The sequence below is a fragment of the Salinicola sp. DM10 genome, from assembly GCF_017306975.2.
In the GTDB taxonomy this organism is placed as follows: Bacteria; Pseudomonadota; Gammaproteobacteria; order Pseudomonadales; family Halomonadaceae; genus Salinicola.
Map to the genome: position 1 here is coordinate 82,996 of NZ_JAFLEN020000005.1, position 16,309 is coordinate 99,304.

Sequence of the window (16,309 nt, forward strand, 5' to 3'; positions counted from 1 at the left end):
AGGATAGGCACCTGACTTTAGTCTGATCCCAGCCCCCTACGACGCGAGAGCCATGCGCATGGTGACGCCCACGCCCGTTCCCACCTATCAGCTCTATGGCGAGACCCGCCACTGGCCCACCCCGGACCTGCTCCACTGCGAGACCATCGCCGAACGCAGCCGGCTCTACGCCTGGCATATCCGCCCACACCGCCATGCCGACCTGATGCACCTGCTGTTACTGCGCCAGGGCCAGGTCGAACTACGGCTGGGCGATCTGGAAACCGCCATCGACACACCGGCCATGATCTGCGTGCCGGCCACCGTGATTCATGGCTTTCGCTTCTCGCCCCAGACCCAAGGGCATATCGTCACCCTGGCGCAGCCGCTGGTGGCAGGTCTCCACGCGCGCCTGCCCCAGGCCGAAGTGCTCGACGCTGCCATGCACTATCCGCTGGCAGCGCAGCCGGAAGCCGCGCCGCTGACACAGCTGATCGCGCTGCTGGACAGCGAGTATCGGCGTGCGCCGGGCGGCGCGCAGGAGGATCGCGAGGCGATGTTGACGACCCTGATCGACGCGGTGACGCTACAGCTATGGCGCCGCGCGAGACGCCGCCAGCGCCAGCCCAGGTCGGGTCAGGCACGCGGCGAGCGCCATCTCGAGCGCTATCGGCAACTGATCGAGACCCGCTTCGCCGAGCAGCCCTCGATCCCCGACCTGGCGGCCGAGTTGGGTATCGGCGACGCCCATCTCAACGCGCTGTGCCGGCAGCTCACCGGTCACAGCGCCCTGCAGTTACTGCACGCGCGGCTGCTGCTGGAGGCCAAGCGTCAGCTCACCTATACCCAGCAGAGCATCGCCCAGGTCGGCGAGCGGCTGGGCTTCGCCGAACCCACCTACTTCACCCGCTTCTTCAAGCGCGGCACCGGCATGACGCCGCGCGCCTTTCGTCAGCGCGGCGCCGGGCTGAACGCTTAGTCTCGACCAGTGGCCCGCGTATCACCGTGCGCAGCGAGCCCTGCCCTCGAATGGCGCATGCACGAACCAGGATGGTGCATTAACCACAAGTGACACCCAACCCGACTAACCCCGCCGCGGGCCAATCCTGCAGATGGCATGCTTTCTCGACGCTCGAAAGCCGACAATAGTGCAGCGTCTTTTGGCATTCGGCGGAGAGTGGAACGCGCCTTGCTACAGGGTAGAGGTAGAGGGGAAATCCCCCGGTTCAGGCCAACGTCATGCGGAGAACGTCATGGAAACCTCGGATTACCCACTGAGCGAAGTGCCCGCCAGCGAACGCAAGGGGCTGCTCTCCACCTCGGCGGTCTTGCTCGGCTTCACCTTCTTCACCGCCACCATGTGGGCGGGCGGCTCCCTCGGCAGCGCCTTCTCGTTCGGCCAGCTGCTATGGGTGATCCTCATCGGCAACCTGCTGCTGGGCACCTACGCGGCGGCACTGGCCTATATCGCCTGCAAGAGCGGCCTCAACTCGGTGCTGATGGGGCGCTTCTGCTTCGGCGAGGTGGGCAGCAAGCTCTCCGACGCCCTCCTCGGCTTCACCCAAATCGGCTGGTACGCCTGGGGCACCGCCACCATCGCCGTGGTGCTGGTCAAGACGCTGGGCCTGTCGGCAGCGCTCGAGACGCCGCTGATGGTGCTGTTCGGCCTGGCCTTCTGCATCACCGCAATGATCGGCTTTCGCGGGCTCGACCTGCTGTCCCGGGTCGCCGTGCCAGCGATGCTGCTGTTCATCCTGATCAGCCTCTACACCGGCATGGTGGACGTGGGCGGGCTCTCCGGCCTGGCGGGCCAAACACCCAGCGAGCACATGAGCGTCGCCGCCGCCATCACCGTGGTGATCGGCACCTTCATCAGCGGCGGCACCCAGGCCACCAACTGGAGCCGTTTCGCGCGTACCCCCAGGATTGCAGTAATCGCGACGCTCGGCGCCTTCTTCGTCGGCAATGGCCTGATGGTGCTGACCGGAGCGCTGGGCGCGATGATCTACCAGCAGGCGGATATCGTCGATGTGCTGCTGGCACAGGGCTTCGTGACGCTGGCCGTGCTGATGCTGTTCCTCAACATCTGGACCACCCAGGACAACACCATCTACAACTTCGCCGTGGCCGGCTGCAACTTGCTGCGTACCGACAAGCGCCGGGTAGTCACCGTAGCCGGCGCCGCCATCGGCACCGTGCTGGCCGTGGGCGGCATGTACGATCTGCTGATTCCGTTTCTGGTGCTGCTCGGCACCTTCATCCCGCCGATCGGCGGCGTGATCATGGCGGACTTCTGGCTCCGGCATAAGGGCCGCTACCCGGCGCTGGCCGAGGTGCGCCTGCCCGCCTTCAACGGGACCGGGCTGGCCGCCTACGTGATCGCCTCGGCAACGGCCTACCTCTCCCCGGTACTGCCGCCGCTGGTGGGTGTCATCGTGGCGGCGGCGAGCTACGCCGTGCTGTTGAAACTGCCCCGCGTCGCCTCGCTGCCGGGCGCGGCCAGGGAGTAACCGGCGCTCACCCGCGCCGAGATACCGCATGGGGCCAGGCGTAAAACATGAGCGGGCGGCGATGATGCCGCTCGGGGCTCAGAAATCGAAGAACACCGTCTCACCTTCGCCCTGCAGGCGAATATCGAAGCGGTAGCAGGTACGTCCCTCGCGCGTCTCCCGGGTCGCGATCAGGGTCTGGCGCCGGGTCGGCGATTCGATCGCGTTGAGGATCGGGCAGGCGGCGTTGGCGTCCGTCTCGTCGTCGAAGTAGAGCCGGGTCTGGAGCTGGATGTTGATGCCGCGGGCGAAGATCGCCAGGTTGACGTGCGGTGCCATGCGCCGCCCGTCCGCCAGCGCCACCGCGCCGGGCTTGATGGTGGTGAATCGCCACTCGCCGTCGTTGTGCGCGGTGGCGGCACTGCGCCCGAAACTGTTGAAGGGTGCGGCGAGATCGAACTGGCACTGATATTCACCGTCGGCATCGGCCTGCCAGGCTTCGAGCAGCGCATCGCGCACGGTGTCACCATTACCGTCGATGACCCGGCCGACGAGCTCGATGGGCTCGCCCTGGGCGGCGTCGCCGGCGAGCTGCGGGCCGATCTCCTCATCACGCGGCGGCAGGCCGGCGAGTTCCAGGGCCAGGCCGATATGCACGTAGGGGCCAGCGGTCTGCGAGGCGGTCTCCTTGAGCAGCGTGTCGGCGAGCGGGCGCGAGTTGGGCTGATGCATGACGGTCTCCTTACCCCTGATTCTCGAAATAGGTCTGCACCGCGCCGCGCACCACCAGATCGAAGCGGTAGGCGAGGCAGTCCATGCTGCGGCTGCGCGCCATGTCGAGGCGCCCGGTCATGGTGGCGACCGCTTCCGGATCGCGCAGGGTGTTGACGATCGGACACCGCGGGATCAGCGGATCACCCTCGAAGTACACCTGCGTGATCAGCCGGGTAGAGATCGAGGGCCCCATCACCGAGACGTGGATATGCGCCGGGCGCCAGCTGTTGACGTCGTTGGGCCAGGGATAGGGGCCGGGCTTGATGGTGCGGAAACGGTACCAGCCGTCGGCGTCGGTCAGGCAGCGGCCGACACCGCCGAAGTTGGGGTCGAGCGGGGCCAGATAGCGATCCTTCTGATGGCGGTAGCGGCCGCCGGCATTGGCCTGCCACATCTCCACCAGGGTCTGCGGCACCGGCTTGCCGAACTGATCCACCACACGGCCGAACAGCAGGATACGCTCACCGATCGGCAAGCCGGCCGCGCCGCCCAGGGCGGGGTCTTCACGAAAGTTGAGCAGCAGATCGTTGTCGTGGGGGCCCAGGCGCAGGCGGGTGAAATCGGGGCCGGCGAGTTCCGAGCGAGTCGGCGCAACCAGGCTGACCAGCGCCTGGCGCGGCGAGCGTGCCACGCTGGTCTTGTATCCCGGCGCGTAGGCCGGGGGGTGCCACTCGCGGTCGCGGGGCACGAAGCGCGTGTCGTCGTTGTAGGGCATGGGGCCTCTCCAGCTCGTCGATGGCTCCATTCTCCCCCACCGCCGCCACCTGCCAAGTGAAAGCCTCGCGCCCGGGCATAACCGGGGGGCTATATCGGTCTAAGGTCGAAGATCGGTCAAAGCTCAAGGTTCGCTCAAAGATCGAAAGACACCTGTCCGTCGACGCTCACTCAAGCCTCGTCGACGTCAGCGCCGTTCACCTCGGCGGCGATCTCTCGCAGGCACGCCTGCAGCCGCTCGGCGCCGGCGCTCAACGGCAGCGACAGATTGGTACACAGCCCGAGCGCCCCGCCGTGAGCTTCCAGCGCCACCGGCAAGCGCATCAGCACGCCGCTGGCAAGATCCTCGCGCACCGCATCCAGCGGCGCCACCCACACGGCGTCGGTGGCCAGTACGTAGCGCCGGCTGAGTGACAGCGAGAGCGTCTCCAGCGCGATCGGCGGGCACCAGCCGCCCTGCTCGACCCAGAAGCGCTCGACCTGCTCGCGCAGCGTGGTGGCCGCGGGCGGAATCACCCAGGCGGCCGCGGCCAGCGCCGCGGCATCGGCATCCCCCGCCGCCAGCGCATGGCCGGCGCGGGCGACCAGCACCAGCGGCTCGTGGTAGAGCGGCTCGAAGTGCAGCCCGCGAATCTCGCGCGCCTCACTCATCCGCCCCACCACCATCTCCAGCTCGCCGAGCCCCAGCCGCGAGAGCAGATAGGCGCTGGAACCGGTGGTCACCTGCACCCGTACCCCGGGTAGCGTCTGGGCCAGCCGCACCAGCGCGCGCGGCAGCAGCCCCTGCTCGACGCTGGAAAGCGCACCGAGACGCACCACCGCCTGGGCGCTGGTCTGGTGCACCGCGCGAAAGCCGGCATCCAGGCTGCGCAGCGCCGGGCCGGCGTGGCGCAGCAGCGTCGCGCCCGCCGCGGTCAGCGTGACCCCCGAAGGGCTGCGCTCGAACAGCGTCGCGCCGACGATCTCCTCGAGTTCGCGGATGGTCTTCGACATCGCCGGCTGGGTGATCGAGAGGGTCTGCGCCGCCCGCGCCATGCTGTTGAGCCGGGCCACCTCCTGGAAGGCCATCAGATGGCGCAGCTTGACCCGGGCATTGAGCATCACGGCACTCCTAAGGCGAGTTTCACGCAGGCCACAGCGGGCCCGGATGGCGATCGCCCCCGATGAGAGCCCAGCCGCGCGGGGGCGTCAACCGTGCACGATGCGCGAGCGTTCAGACGCTCAGCAAGTAGGTGGACAGCACCGGGAACAGCAGCAACAGCGCCAGACGCACGAAGTCCGAGAGGATGAATGGCGCCACCCCACGAAAGATCTCACCCAACCCCACGTGGGGCGCCATCGCCTTGATGACGAAGACGTTCATGCCCACCGGCGGAGTGATCAGGCCGAGTTCGACGGTGAGCACGGTGATCACGCCGAACCACACCGGATCGATCCCCAGCGCCTGGACGATCGGAAAGACCACCGGCACGGTGATCACCAGCATGGCGATCGAATCCATGAACATTCCCAGCGCGAAGTAGAGCAGCAGGATGCACAGCACCACCGCCATCGGGGATAGCGCCAGACCCTGGATGACATCGCTGATCGAGAACGAGATACGCGATACCGAGATGAAGTAGCCCAGGGCCTCGGCCCCCACCAGCATGAAAAACACCACCGTCGACAGCGCCAGGGTCTCCTGCGTGGCAACCCACAGCGCTCGGCCGCGCAGCCCCTTGACCAGGGCATAGAGCAGCGTGACGAAGGCGCCGACACTGGCGCCTTCCGTAGGCGTGAACAGGCCGAAGTAGATCCCCAGCACGATCACCAGGAACACCGCGAAGAACGGCAGCAATCCGCCGAGCGAGGCGATTTTCTCACGCCACGAGGTCGGCTCGCCGGGTGCCGCTAGCGAGGGCTTGAGGTGGACCACGATGGTCACCGTCAGGGCGTAGAGCAACAGCCCCATCAGGCCGGGGACGAAGCCGGCGATGAACATGTCGCCCACCGACTGCTCGGTGAGGATGGCGTAGATCAGCAGGGCGATGCTCGGCGGGATCATGATCCCCAGGGTGCCGCCAGCGGCGAGCGCCCCGGTGGCCAGGCCGCGATGGTAGCCGAGACGCTCCATCTCCGGCAGGGCGACGCGGGTCATGGTGCTGGCGGTGGCCAGCGACGAGCCGGAGATCGCCGAGAACATGCCGCACGAGCCCACCGCAGCGATCGCCAGCCCGCCCTTCCAGCCCCCGCACAGGGTTCGTGTGGCATCGAACAGTTTGCCGGCCATACCGGAATGCGCGGCCAGTACCCCCATCAGAATGAACATCGGAATCGCGCTGAAGCTGTAGTTCGACAGCACCTCGACAGGCACCGACTTGACCATCGAGATCGCCGCGCTCCAGGAGATAACCTGCGCAAAACCGCCGACGCCGACGCACAGCATGCACAGCGCCACCGGCACACGCAGCACCATCATCACCAGCAGCAGGCCCAGGCCGACGGCACCGATCATCTCACTGCTCATTCGACGGCCTCCACGCGCTGGGCGAACACCGCGCCGAGCACGGCATGCAGCAGGCAGCGCACGCTGAGCAGCGCGCACAGCCCGGCGGCAAAGAAGTAGATGGGCGCCATGGGCAGGCGCAGGTCCTGGGTGGTCTCGCCATAGTCGGCGGCACTCGCCCCGGCATCCCATAGCCCCCAGCAGAGGACCGCCCCCAGCACGACGAAGCCCAGTAGATAGACGCCGGCGATACGCGCCTTGAGGACATCGCTCAGGCCATGACTGAATGCCTCGACCACCACCTGGGCCTTTTCGACACTGGCGGCCATGGCCGCCAGGATAGCGAACAGCATCAGGTAGCTGACCAGCTCGACGCTACCCACCACGCTCATCGACAGCGCACCGTCGCTCAAGCGGTAGAGATAACGCAGGGCCACATCGACCACCGTCACCCCGAGCATGGCCAGCAGCGCCACGCCGGCGATGACCCGGCCGACGAGGGCCAGCCAGCGGCTGATGCAAGACAAGGCGCGCATGGAGGTCACTCGGCGCAGGCGTGGCTGGCGTCCAGCGCCGCCTGATAGACATCGCGCGCCTGAGTCAGCCCACGCGCCTCGAGCGCGCCGAGATAGTCGTCGATCCCGTCGCGCAGCGGGGTCTGCCAGGCGGGATCGTCCAGCGGGTGATCGACGACGCGAATGGTATCGCCGGCCTGCTCGGCCTGCTGCTTGCCGGCCCGGTCCTGGGCGGCGAACACGGCGCCGGCCTTCTCGGCCCACTGCATGCCCGAGTTGTCGTCGATGACCTGCTTCTGCTCGGGGGTGAGCCGGTCGTAGGCACGCTGGTTCATCGTCGCGACGAAGATCAGCGTGTAGAACGGCACCTGGGTGTGGTAGTGGAGCTGCTCACCCAGTTGGAAGCTCTTGATGCCTTCCCAGGGGAAGCTCAGACCGTCGATCACGCCGCGCTGCAGCGAGGTGTAGATGTCCGGTGCCGGCATGCCCACCGGCTGCGCGCCCATGTTCTCGAGCATCTCGCCAGCCACCGCCGTCGGGCGCCGGATACGCAACCCCTCGAGATCGCTCGGCTTCTGCACGTCGGTGTCCTTGGTGTGGATATAGCCCGGTCCGGTGGTGAACAGGAACAGCACGTGCGAGTTGTCATACTCGCTGGCGATCTTGCCGTCGTCGTAGAGGGTCTGCAGCACGCAGGCCCCTTGCGGCGCGGACTCGGCCACACCCGGCAGTTCGACGATCTGGCTCAGCGGGAAGCGGCCGTTGGTATAGCCCTGGGCGGTGATGCCGATATCGGCGATGCCGTTGACCGTGGCGTCGTAGGTCTCGTCGGCCTGGCTCAATGTCTGTGAGGGAAAGTTCTGAATCTCGATCTCGCCGCCGGACTGCGCTTCGACCGCCTTGGCCCACTGCTCGAAGATCTGCTGATTGATGGCCGAGGCGCCCGGCCAGAAGTGCGACAGCCGCAGTGTGGTCGCGGCCTGGGCGGTAGCGCTGACACTCACGGCGAGTGTCGCGGTCAGGATGCCGGCGGTGAGGCGTCTATGCATGAGTCCCTCCGAGCGTTGCGTTGTCGTTATGGTTATCAGCGTCGCCGTGCTGACAGTGCGGCACCGGAGGTGCCTGCCAACAGCCATTCATCGGCAAAAAGTCCGTCATGCGAATAATCGTTCGCCATGAAGATCACGGTAGCGCAGCCGCGGTCGACGCGAAAAGCGACTTTAGTGGCGGGAACCGGGCTGCCGCCAGCGGCCCGGTGCCCACTCTCTGTCAGTCACCCCAGCCGTGCTGCTTGGCCAGGGCGAAGGCGTGGTTGGCCGCCGGCACTCCGGCGTAGACCGCCACGTGCATCAATACCTGGCGCAGTTCGGCTTCGCTCAGGCCGATCCGTCTGGCGGTCTTGAGATGCAGCGTCAGCTCCTCGCGCCCCAGCGCGGCGAGAATCGCGGTGGTGATCATGCTGCGCTCGCGATGGTCGAGATCCGGGTCGCTCCACAGCTCGCCCCAGGCCAGCCGGGTGATCATCTGCTGGAACGGCCGGTCCAGCGAGGACGCTTGCTGGGTGGCACGGGCAACATGGTCGGCGCCGAGCACCGCTCGGCGGGTTTCCATTCCGGTGGCAAGATCGACGCCCTGCTCCCTGGAGGCGGCCGGTGACAGCCGTGCCAGCAGCAGTTCCACCAGGCGTGCCGGGGCTTCCAGCGACGGCACGTGACCCACGCCCTCGAAAATCGTCGGTGCCTCGGCACCACACTCATCGGCCAGTGCGGCGAGGGTCGCCGGCGGCGTGGCGCCGTCTTCGCTGCCGCCGATCAGCGTGAGCGGCACCGCTTGCGTCGCCGCGCCGGCATTGGCGCCCAGCCGCCCGACGAAGGTGTGGCGGCCGAGCATCTCGCACAGCAGCGCGTAGGACTCATCCTCGTTGCGCGACATCGCCAGCCGCCAGCCGGCGGCCAGGGCGGGGTCGGCCTCGACGCTCGCCGGCGCGAACCAGCGCGGGACGATCTCCGCGCTCATGGCAGCCAGCCCCTCGCTGCGCACCCGGTCGGCACGGGTCTGCCACATCTCGGCACTGCCGATGACCGCGCCGGTATTGGTCAGGGTCGCCGAGTAGAGCCGCTCGGGATGCGCGCTCAGCAGTTGCTGGCCGATCACGCCGCCGATCGAGGTGCCGGCGAAATGGAAACGCTCGGCCCCGGCGAGATCGGCCAGGGCGAGGGCCTCGGCGGCCAGCGCCGCCGGGGTGATCTCGCCGCGCGCACGGTCCCAGCCGGCGCTGGCGCCGTGGCCCGGCAGGTCCCAGGTGAGCACGCGAAAGCGTCGAGTCAGTGGTGTGACGACGCTGTCCCACACCGCCTGGCTCATCCCCAGCGGATGGGCCAGCAGCAGCAGCGGCTGAGTGTCGCCGCCGAGCAGACGATAGGCGACGGTGCGGCCGTCGAGTGTGACGAAAGGCATGACCAGGCTCCTTGGTTCGAGTGCGCGACGCAGTTGGCGTAAAAGCCTAGGTGAAGGCTGCCAGGGCGACGAACGTCCCCGCAATGGCAACGCCCGAGATCACCAACCAGATCAGCAGATAGCCCATGATGTCGCGGGCCGACAGGCCGGCCACCCCGAGCAGCGGCAGCGCCCAAAACGGCTGAATCTGGTTGGTCCAGCCATCGCCCCAGGTGAACGCCATGATGGTGCGCGCAGGGTCGGCGCCGAGGGCGTAGGCCGCCTTCATCATGATCGGCCCCTGGATCGCCCACTGGCCACCCCCGGAGGGGATGAAGAAGTTGACCGCCCCGGCGGAGAGAAAGGTCCACAACGGGAAGGTCTCGCGGGAGGCCACCGAGATGATCGCTTCGGAGAACTGGGTGACCAGATCGGCGTGGGTCATCATCCCGGCGATGCCGGCGTAGAGCGGGAACTGCACGATGATCCCGCGGGCAGCACCCACCGCCTTCTCTACCGCGCCCAGATAGGCCGCCGCGCTGCGGTGCAACAGCAGGCCCAGGGTGAAGAAGATCAGGATGACCGTGTTGAGATTGATGCTGAAGTCACCCTTGGCCACTTCACCGAGCAGATAGGCGGCGGCGAGCAGCCCCAGGAACAGCGTCGGCAGCCGGCTGTGTTCGAGCCAGTCGGAGAAGCTGCCGTCGCCGCGCTGCGCCGGTGCGTCCGCCGCGGGGTCGTCGGCCGCCTCCAGGCGCACGATCTGCTCGGGCTGTTTCTGCAGCATGAAGAAGGCCACCAGCAGCGCCAGCAGGGCCAGGGTCAGGGCGATGTTCCAACTGGCGTAGAGGGTCTCGGAGACCGGTACGATGCCGATCGCATCCTCCATGAAGTGGCCCGGCGTGGCGATCACCAGCGGGATCGAGGTCGAGGGTCCGCGCACCAGCTCACCCCCGTAGGCGGCGGCCACGATCAGCGGAAAGTGCACCGCCACCCGGCGCCCCATCTCGCGCGCCAGGATCGCCCCGGCGACCATGCCGAAGCCCCAGTTGAGGTAGTAGCAGACGAAGCTGACCACGATGGTGATCGCCAGCGCCTGGCGCGGCGTCGAGGCCTGCCGGGTCAGTGCCCCGAGGAGCTGCTGCATCACCGGCGTCAGCGCCAGCACGTAGCCGGTCAGCAGCACCAGCACCATCTGCATGCCGAACTTGAACAGCGAGGAGAACCCCTCGCCCCAGTACTGCGCCATGTCCAGCGGCGTGCGCTCACCCAGCACGATGCCGAGGACGAAGACGATGGCGGTGAGAATCACCGCCAGCACGAAGGCGCTGGGCAGATAGCGCTGCACCAGCCGCACGGAGAATTGCGTCACCGCTTGCATCGAGGTTCCCTCTACCGAGTTATCGTTTGTCGTTGGGGTTGAAGTGGCCGCGGCTCACACCCGCTCGATCACCGTGGCGATGCCCTGGCCCACGCCGATGCACATGGTGCACAGCGCGAAGCGCTTGTGGCTGCGCGCCAGTTCGTAGGCCGCCGAGCTGATGATGCGCGCCCCCGACATGCCCAGCGGATGGCCCAGTGCGATGGCGCCGCCGTTGGGATTGAGCCGCGGGTCGTCGTCGGCTACGCCGAGTTCGCGCGCACACGCCAGCACCTGGGCGGCGAAGGCTTCGTTGAGCTCGAGCACGTCCATCTGATCGAGGCTCATGCCCAGCTTGTCGAGCAGCTTGCGCGTCGCCGGTACCGGGCCGACACCCATGATGCGCGGCTCGACCCCGGCGGTGGCCATGCCGTGAATGCGCGCGATGGGCTCGAGCCCGAAGCGCGTGAGCGCCGCCTCACTGGCCACCAGCATCGCCGCCGCGCCGTCGTTGACCCCGGAGGCGTTGCCGGCGGTGACGGTGCCATTCTCGCGGAACGGCGTGGGCAGCTTGGCCAGCGCCTCCAGCGTGGTCTCCGGGCGCGGATGCTCGTCGCGGTCGAAGATCAGCGGGGCCTGCTTGCGCCGCGCAATCTCGATCGGCACGACCCCCTCGCCCAGCCGACCGGCCTCCTGTGCCGCCTGGGTCAGCTGCTGCGAGCGATAGGCGTAGCGGTCCTGATCCTCGCGCGAGATCTTGAACTGCTCGGCGACGTTCTCGGCGGTCTCGGGCATCGAGTCGACCCCGTAGCGCTTCTCCATCAGCGGATTGACGAAGCGCCAGCCGATGGTGGTGTCCTCCATCTGCTGATTGCGCGCATAGGGCGAGCCGGCCTTGCCGATCACATAGGGCGCGCGCGACATCGACTCGACGCCGCCGGTCAGGATCAACTCGGCCTCGCCGGCACGGATCGCCCGCGCCGCGGTGCCGATGGCGTCCATGCTCGAGCCGCACAGACGGTTGATGGTGGAACCCGGCACGCTGCTGGGCAGCCCCGCCAGCAGCGCCGCCATGCGCGCCACGCTGCGGTTGTCCTCGCCGGCCTGGTTGGCACAGCCCATGATCACGTCGTCGATCGCCGCCGGGTCGAGCTGCGGGTGCTGCGCCAGCACCGCCTCGAACAGCCGCGCCGCCAGATCGTCGGGACGTACGCTGGCCAGCGCGCCACCGAAACGGCCCACCGCGGAGCGCAGCGGCCGGCACAGATAGACCTCGTTCATGCGTTCTCTCCCGTCTCGTTGCCGGCATGGTGGCGCGCGGTGCGCGCCTTGAGCTCGCGCAGCACCTCCAACTCCTTGGCGCCGGGTTCGGGGGTGGTCTCGAGCCGCTCGGCGAAGCGTATCTCCCAGCCGGTGGCCTCGCGCACTTGTTCGGCGGTCACCCCCGGATGCAGCGAGACCACCACCAGCTCCTTGGTCTCGGGGTCGGGCTTCATCACGCAAAGGTCGGTGATCACCCGGGTCGGGCCGCGGCCGATGTGGGGCACGCCGTCGCGGGCGGTGCCGTCACGGCCGAAGCCGACCGTAGTGACGAAGTCCACCGCCTCGACGAACGTGCGCTTGGAGTGCTTGACGGTGATGAACACCTCACCGGCATTGGTGGCGATCTCGGGCGCCCCGCCGCCGCCCGGCAGCCGCACCTTGGGCTCGCGGTAGTCACCGATCAGCGTGGTGTTGAGATTGCAGTAGCGGTCGATCTGCGCGGTGCCCAGAAAGCCGACGTCGACATGCCCGCCCTGCAGCCAATAGCGGAACATCTCCGGCACCGAGACGGTGGTCAGCGCGGTCTCGCACAGCTCGCCGTCGCCGATCGACAGCGGCAGCACATTGGGTTTGGTCTGCAGAGTGCCGGACTCGTAGATCAGCACCACGTCCGGGGCATGGGTCAGGCGTGCCAGGTTGGCCGCCTCGGAGGGCAGGCCGATCCCGACGAAACAGGTGGTGCCGTTCTCCAGCGCCCGGGCGGCGGTGACGGTCATCATTTCCGCAGCGGTGTAGTCGAGGCTCATCAGGCGGCTCCTCCAGCGTGGTAGACATGTTCCTCGAGCCAGGCGGCGAAGGCCTCGCGGTCGCGGGCGATCTCATCCCAGGCCTTGTAGAAGGCGTTGTCCCGCGGGTAGTAGCCGTGGGCGTAGGAGGGGTAGGCGCCCTGCTCGGCCACGGCGATGGCATCGATCGCCCAGCCAGGAATGACGCAGGCGTTGGGCCCCGCCTCGAGATCGTCGACCACCTCCTCGACGGTGACGATGCTGTGGCGCGCCGCCAGCACCACCTCCTTCTGCACGCCGATGATCCCCTCCACCAGCACGTTGCCGGCACGGTCCGCCTTCTGCGCGTGGACGATACCCACGTCAGGTCGCACCGCCGGCACCGCGGCCAGGCGCTCACCGGTGAACGGGCACTCGATGAACTTGATCTGCGGATTGACCTTGGGCAAGTCGCTGCCCACGTAGCCGCGCAGTACCGCCAGCGGCAGACCGGCGGCGCCGGCCTCGAAGGCGCAGGCCATGGCGGCGTGGCTGTGCTCGAAGATCTCCAGCGGCCGCGGATACCCCTTCTCCACGGCGTCGCGCAGGCGGTGCAGCGAGCCCACGCCGGGGTTGCCGCCCCAGGAGAAGATCAGGCGGCGGGCGCAGCCGGCGCCGATCATCTGATCGAATATCAGATCCGGGGTCATACGGATCAGGGTCAGCTCGCGCCGCCCCTGGCGAATGATCTCGTGCCCGGCGGCAAACGGAATGAGGTGGGTGAACCCTTCCATGGCGAGGGTTGCCCCATCCTCGACGTAACGCGCCACGGCGTCGTGGAGCGAGAGGAATTCGGCCATCGTGCGCGACTCCCTGTTAGGTGGTGGGCTATTGGGTGATGGGCTGTCATATGACGGGAAACCGGCGACCGCCAGCGCGGCCCTTGGTGGGTCTCGATCTTTCCGGTGCCATCACCATTTGTTCGCTTTGCGAACACTGGTTTGCATTACGAACACGCTATCGCCACCGTGGCCCGCGGTCAATCGCACAACGCGACGAGGCCTCCGTGGAGGCCTCGTCGAGATTGCTGCCGAATCGCTGGAGTGCGTCGGTGATGTCTTGTAGAACAGGATGTTAGGAGGGATCGAGACGCGCCAGCACGCGCGTGACCTGCGCCTCGCTACTACCAATGTATAAGTCGATCGCCAGCGCCGACCGTAGCGCCGCGGGGTCGATCGTCGCCGCCGCCACCGCCGCCGCCACCTCGGGCTGTGCCAGCACCACCTCGGCATAGTCGCGCTGCTCGCGGCGCGCCGTCTCGCCAGCCTCGCGGGCGATCCGCTGCGCCGCCGTGCTGGGTAGCGCTTCGGCCAGCAGGCGCGCCGCCGGTTCCGCCAGCACCGCCCCGCCGCTCAGGCGCAGGTTGCGCGCCATCGCCTCGACGTGGACCTCCAGCCCCGCCAGCAGCGGCGCCAGTGACCCCAGTGCGCCCTCCACCAGCAGCACGCCATCCAGCAGCGGCGCCCACTCCGCATGCCACTCGCCGAGCCCGCGCTCCAGCGGCTGGGCCCCGGCGTTGACCACGGTGGCGTGGGCCGCGTGCACCTGGCGTGCGGCGGCGCGGATGCGTGCGCAGACAACAGGATTGCGCTTGTGCGGCATCGATGACGAGCCGCCCACCCCTTCGGCGGCCGGCTCGCTGAGCTCGGCGACCTCGCTCTGGCACAGCAGGGCGATATCCAGCGCCACCTTCTCCGCCGCCACCGCGGCGGCGTCGAGCGCCCCCATCAGCGCCAGTAGCGGCTGGCGGTCGGTGTGCCACGGCAGCAACGGCGCCGCCAGCCCGAGCCGCGCGGCGAGCCCGGCCATGATCTCGAGCCCCTGGGCGTCGAGGCCCGAATGCACCCCCACCGCACCGCCGAACTGCACGGGGAGCCCACCATCTATCACCGCCGCCAGGCGCGCGTCGGCGCTCTCGAGCCCCCAGGCCCACTGCGCCACCTTGGCGCCGAAGGTGATCGGCAGCGCCTGCTGCATCAGCGTGCGCCCGATCATCGGCGTCGCGCGGTGGTCGCGCATCAGCGCACAGGCGGCACGCCGCGTGCGCGCCAGATGCTCGCGTAGGGCCACCAGCCGCGGGCGCAGCAGCAGCATCAGTGCGGAGTCGACGACATCCTGGCTGGTGGCGCCACGGTGGAAGTGGCGCCGCAGCGGCTCCGGCAGCCACGCCTTGGCCTGCTTGACGAAGGGAATGGCGGCGTTGCCGCCGTTCTCGACCTCGGCGGCCAGCGCCGCCAGGTCGAACGCCTCCAGCGGCAGCGCCGCGGTGAGCGCAGCCGCCGTGCCCGCCGGCAGCACGCCGCACGCCTCCTGCTCCGCCGCCAGCGCCAGCTCCACCTCGCGCATCGCCGCGACGACCTCACTGGCCTCGAGGGCGGCGAGACCGGCGGCACTCATGAAAGGGTGGCGAAACAGGGTGTCGTACATGGGGGGCGTTCTCCCGAAGCGCATCATATAGCGAACGAATGTTCGTGATACGCACCCATGCTAGGTCGACGCGCGTCGACAGGGCAAGCGCGGTGCCGCACTCACCCGCCGGCCCCACCCAGCAGCTGCTGATGATAGTGGCGATAGAGCGCCGACGTCTGGGCGTCGACCTCGGCCGCCCGTGCCGGTTCGCCCCAGAACAGCTTGAAGGCGTCGACGCCCTGGTACACGAACAGGCTGACCCCGCTGATCACCGCGGCGCCGGCGGCCTCGGCCTGGGCGATGAACTCGGTGAGCGCGGGCACGTAGACGGCATCGAAGATCCACTGGTCGGCGCGGATCAGCGCCCCGGACAGCGGGCAGCCGGGGCTCTTCTCGTGGCCGATCGGGGTGCAGTTGATCAGCCCGTCGCACTCGCCGGCCAACGCAGCTAGGGCCTCGGGCGCCACCGCGCGTGCCGCGACCCCGGCGGCTGTGAGCTGGTCCGCCAGGGTGTCGGCCTTGGCACGGTCGAGATCCAGCAGCAGAATCTCCTCGGCGCCGAGCTGCCCCAGGCCGAAGGCCACCGCCTTGCCCACGCCACCGCTGCCGAGCATCAGCACCCGCCCCGGTGCGCGCGCGCCCAGGGTGGCGCGATAGCCGGCCACGAAGCCGGTGAAGTCGGTATTCTCGGCGTGGACCCCGGTGGCGCCAAAGATCAGGGTGTTGGCGGCCCCCACCAGCCGGGCGCCGTCACCGGCGCTATCAGCCAGCGTCAGCGCCTGCTCCTTGTAGGGATAGGTGACATTGACCCCGCGCAGGCCCTGAGCACGCAGCTCGGCCACCTGTGCCGGGATCGAGACCGGCGGCGCGATCAACGCATCGAACAGCGTGTAGTCGACCGACATGCCGAGCAGCCGGCCGAGACGTCGGTGCAGGTCGGGCGCGCTGGAGTGTTGGATCGCCTGGCCGATCAAGCCTAACTGCATGTAAGAGTCTCCTTCGCCGAGAAGTGGTAGACGAAGGATCATGATAACCCGGCCACCCGAAAGCCGCGGCTTTCA

General features: G+C 68.3%; 15 protein-coding genes. 2 read left to right on the plus strand and 13 right to left on the minus strand.

Features of this window, described 5'->3' with window-relative positions; all coding sequences use genetic code 11:
* Positions 1-58: 58 nt before the first annotated feature.
* Together J0A90_RS15735 and codB are read left to right on the plus strand one after the other, a co-directional pair.
* Entirely contained in the window at positions 59-958 is a 900-nt protein-coding gene (locus tag J0A90_RS15735) for a helix-turn-helix domain-containing protein (RefSeq protein ID WP_233076854.1), read from the plus strand.
* 274 nt (positions 959-1,232) lie between these two features.
* Positions 1,233-2,489 (plus strand): cytosine permease, encoded by a 1,257-nt coding sequence (gene codB / locus J0A90_RS15740; RefSeq protein WP_207034198.1) that lies wholly within the window; start codon positions 1,233-1,235, stop codon positions 2,487-2,489.
* A gap of 78 nt (positions 2,490-2,567) precedes the next feature.
* Here codB and pcaG read toward each other — a convergent pair whose 3' ends face one another.
* The 13 genes from pcaG to J0A90_RS15805 all read right to left on the minus strand — a co-directional run bounded on the left by pcaG (position 2,568) and on the right by J0A90_RS15805 (position 16,234).
* Entirely contained in the window at positions 2,568-3,200 is a 633-nt protein-coding gene (gene pcaG / locus J0A90_RS15745) for a protocatechuate 3,4-dioxygenase subunit alpha (RefSeq protein ID WP_207034200.1), read from the minus strand.
* A gap of 10 nt (positions 3,201-3,210) precedes the next feature.
* Positions 3,211-3,957 (minus strand): protocatechuate 3,4-dioxygenase subunit beta, encoded by a 747-nt coding sequence (gene pcaH / locus J0A90_RS15750; RefSeq protein WP_207034203.1) that lies wholly within the window; start codon positions 3,955-3,957, stop codon positions 3,211-3,213.
* 170 nt (positions 3,958-4,127) lie between these two features.
* Positions 4,128-5,057, minus strand: a complete 930-nt coding sequence (pcaQ, locus tag J0A90_RS15755; RefSeq protein WP_207034206.1) for a pca operon transcription factor PcaQ — start codon at positions 5,055-5,057, stop codon at positions 4,128-4,130.
* 112 nt (positions 5,058-5,169) lie between these two features.
* The gene (locus J0A90_RS15760) at positions 5,170-6,462 is read right to left on the minus strand and encodes a TRAP transporter large permease (protein ID WP_207034208.1); all 1,293 of its coding nucleotides are present in this window, start codon (positions 6,460-6,462) and stop codon (positions 5,170-5,172) included.
* A complete protein-coding gene (locus J0A90_RS15765; RefSeq protein WP_207034211.1) occupies positions 6,459-6,977 on the minus strand; it encodes a TRAP transporter small permease in 519 nt (172 codons plus the stop codon). Before J0A90_RS15765 ends, J0A90_RS15760 begins: the two co-directional genes overlap by 4 nt.
* 5 nt (positions 6,978-6,982) lie before the next feature.
* Positions 6,983-8,005 (minus strand): TRAP transporter substrate-binding protein, encoded by a 1,023-nt coding sequence (locus tag J0A90_RS15770; protein ID WP_233076855.1) that lies wholly within the window; start codon positions 8,003-8,005, stop codon positions 6,983-6,985.
* A 220-nt stretch (positions 8,006-8,225) separates the two neighbouring features.
* Positions 8,226-9,413 carry an alpha/beta fold hydrolase gene (locus J0A90_RS15775; RefSeq protein ID WP_207034214.1) on the minus strand — a complete coding sequence of 396 codons (1,188 nt, stop codon included), beginning with the start codon at positions 9,411-9,413 and terminating at the stop codon, positions 8,226-8,228.
* 46 nt (positions 9,414-9,459) lie between these two features.
* Positions 9,460-10,773 carry a short-chain fatty acid transporter gene (locus tag J0A90_RS15780; RefSeq protein ID WP_207034216.1) on the minus strand — a complete coding sequence of 438 codons (1,314 nt, stop codon included), beginning with the start codon at positions 10,771-10,773 and terminating at the stop codon, positions 9,460-9,462.
* A gap of 54 nt (positions 10,774-10,827) precedes the next feature.
* Positions 10,828-12,033 (minus strand): 3-oxoadipyl-CoA thiolase, encoded by a 1,206-nt coding sequence (gene pcaF / locus J0A90_RS15785; RefSeq protein ID WP_207034219.1) that lies wholly within the window; start codon positions 12,031-12,033, stop codon positions 10,828-10,830.
* Positions 12,030-12,821: a CoA-transferase subunit beta gene (locus J0A90_RS15790; RefSeq protein ID WP_207034222.1), complete on the minus strand. Its 792-nt coding sequence runs from the start codon at positions 12,819-12,821 to the stop codon at positions 12,030-12,032. Before J0A90_RS15790 ends, pcaF begins: the two co-directional genes overlap by 4 nt.
* On the minus strand, positions 12,821-13,639 hold the full coding sequence (locus J0A90_RS15795) for a CoA transferase subunit A (RefSeq protein WP_207034225.1): 819 nt from the start codon (positions 13,637-13,639) through the stop codon (positions 12,821-12,823). Before J0A90_RS15795 ends, J0A90_RS15790 begins: the two co-directional genes overlap by 1 nt.
* Before the next feature lie 274 nt (positions 13,640-13,913).
* Positions 13,914-15,266 (minus strand): lyase family protein, encoded by a 1,353-nt coding sequence (locus J0A90_RS15800; protein WP_207034228.1) that lies wholly within the window; start codon positions 15,264-15,266, stop codon positions 13,914-13,916.
* A gap of 101 nt (positions 15,267-15,367) precedes the next feature.
* Positions 15,368-16,234 carry a shikimate dehydrogenase gene (locus J0A90_RS15805; protein ID WP_207034231.1) on the minus strand — a complete coding sequence of 289 codons (867 nt, stop codon included), beginning with the start codon at positions 16,232-16,234 and terminating at the stop codon, positions 15,368-15,370.
* Positions 16,235-16,309 lie beyond the last annotated feature (75 nt).

Bases quoted from the DNA above. Each gene is read 5' to 3' on its own strand.
- codB (WP_207034198.1), top strand. From the start codon at position 1,233: ATGGAAACCTCGGATTACCCACTGAGCGAAGTGCCCGCCAGCGAACGC.
- J0A90_RS15775 (WP_207034214.1), bottom strand. From the start codon at position 9,413: ATGCCTTTCGTCACACTCGACGGCCGCACCGTCGCCTATCGTCTGCTC.
- J0A90_RS15770 (WP_233076855.1), bottom strand. From the start codon at position 8,005: ATGCATAGACGCCTCACCGCCGGCATCCTGACCGCGACACTCGCCGTG.
- J0A90_RS15780 (WP_207034216.1), bottom strand. From the start codon at position 10,773: ATGCAAGCGGTGACGCAATTCTCCGTGCGGCTGGTGCAGCGCTATCTG.
- pcaH (WP_207034203.1), bottom strand. From the start codon at position 3,957: ATGCCCTACAACGACGACACGCGCTTCGTGCCCCGCGACCGCGAGTGG.
- J0A90_RS15795 (WP_207034225.1), bottom strand. From the start codon at position 13,639: ATGGCCGAATTCCTCTCGCTCCACGACGCCGTGGCGCGTTACGTCGAG.
- pcaF (WP_207034219.1), bottom strand. From the start codon at position 12,033: ATGAACGAGGTCTATCTGTGCCGGCCGCTGCGCTCCGCGGTGGGCCGT.
- J0A90_RS15800 (WP_207034228.1), bottom strand. From the start codon at position 15,266: ATGTACGACACCCTGTTTCGCCACCCTTTCATGAGTGCCGCCGGTCTC.
- J0A90_RS15790 (WP_207034222.1), bottom strand. From the start codon at position 12,821: ATGAGCCTCGACTACACCGCTGCGGAAATGATGACCGTCACCGCCGCC.
- pcaQ (WP_207034206.1), bottom strand. From the start codon at position 5,057: ATGCTCAATGCCCGGGTCAAGCTGCGCCATCTGATGGCCTTCCAGGAG.
- pcaG (WP_207034200.1), bottom strand. From the start codon at position 3,200: ATGCATCAGCCCAACTCGCGCCCGCTCGCCGACACGCTGCTCAAGGAG.
- J0A90_RS15760 (WP_207034208.1), bottom strand. From the start codon at position 6,462: ATGAGCAGTGAGATGATCGGTGCCGTCGGCCTGGGCCTGCTGCTGGTG.
- J0A90_RS15805 (WP_207034231.1), bottom strand. From the start codon at position 16,234: ATGCAGTTAGGCTTGATCGGCCAGGCGATCCAACACTCCAGCGCGCCC.
- J0A90_RS15765 (WP_207034211.1), bottom strand. From the start codon at position 6,977: ATGCGCGCCTTGTCTTGCATCAGCCGCTGGCTGGCCCTCGTCGGCCGG.
- J0A90_RS15735 (WP_233076854.1), top strand. From the start codon at position 59: ATGGTGACGCCCACGCCCGTTCCCACCTATCAGCTCTATGGCGAGACC.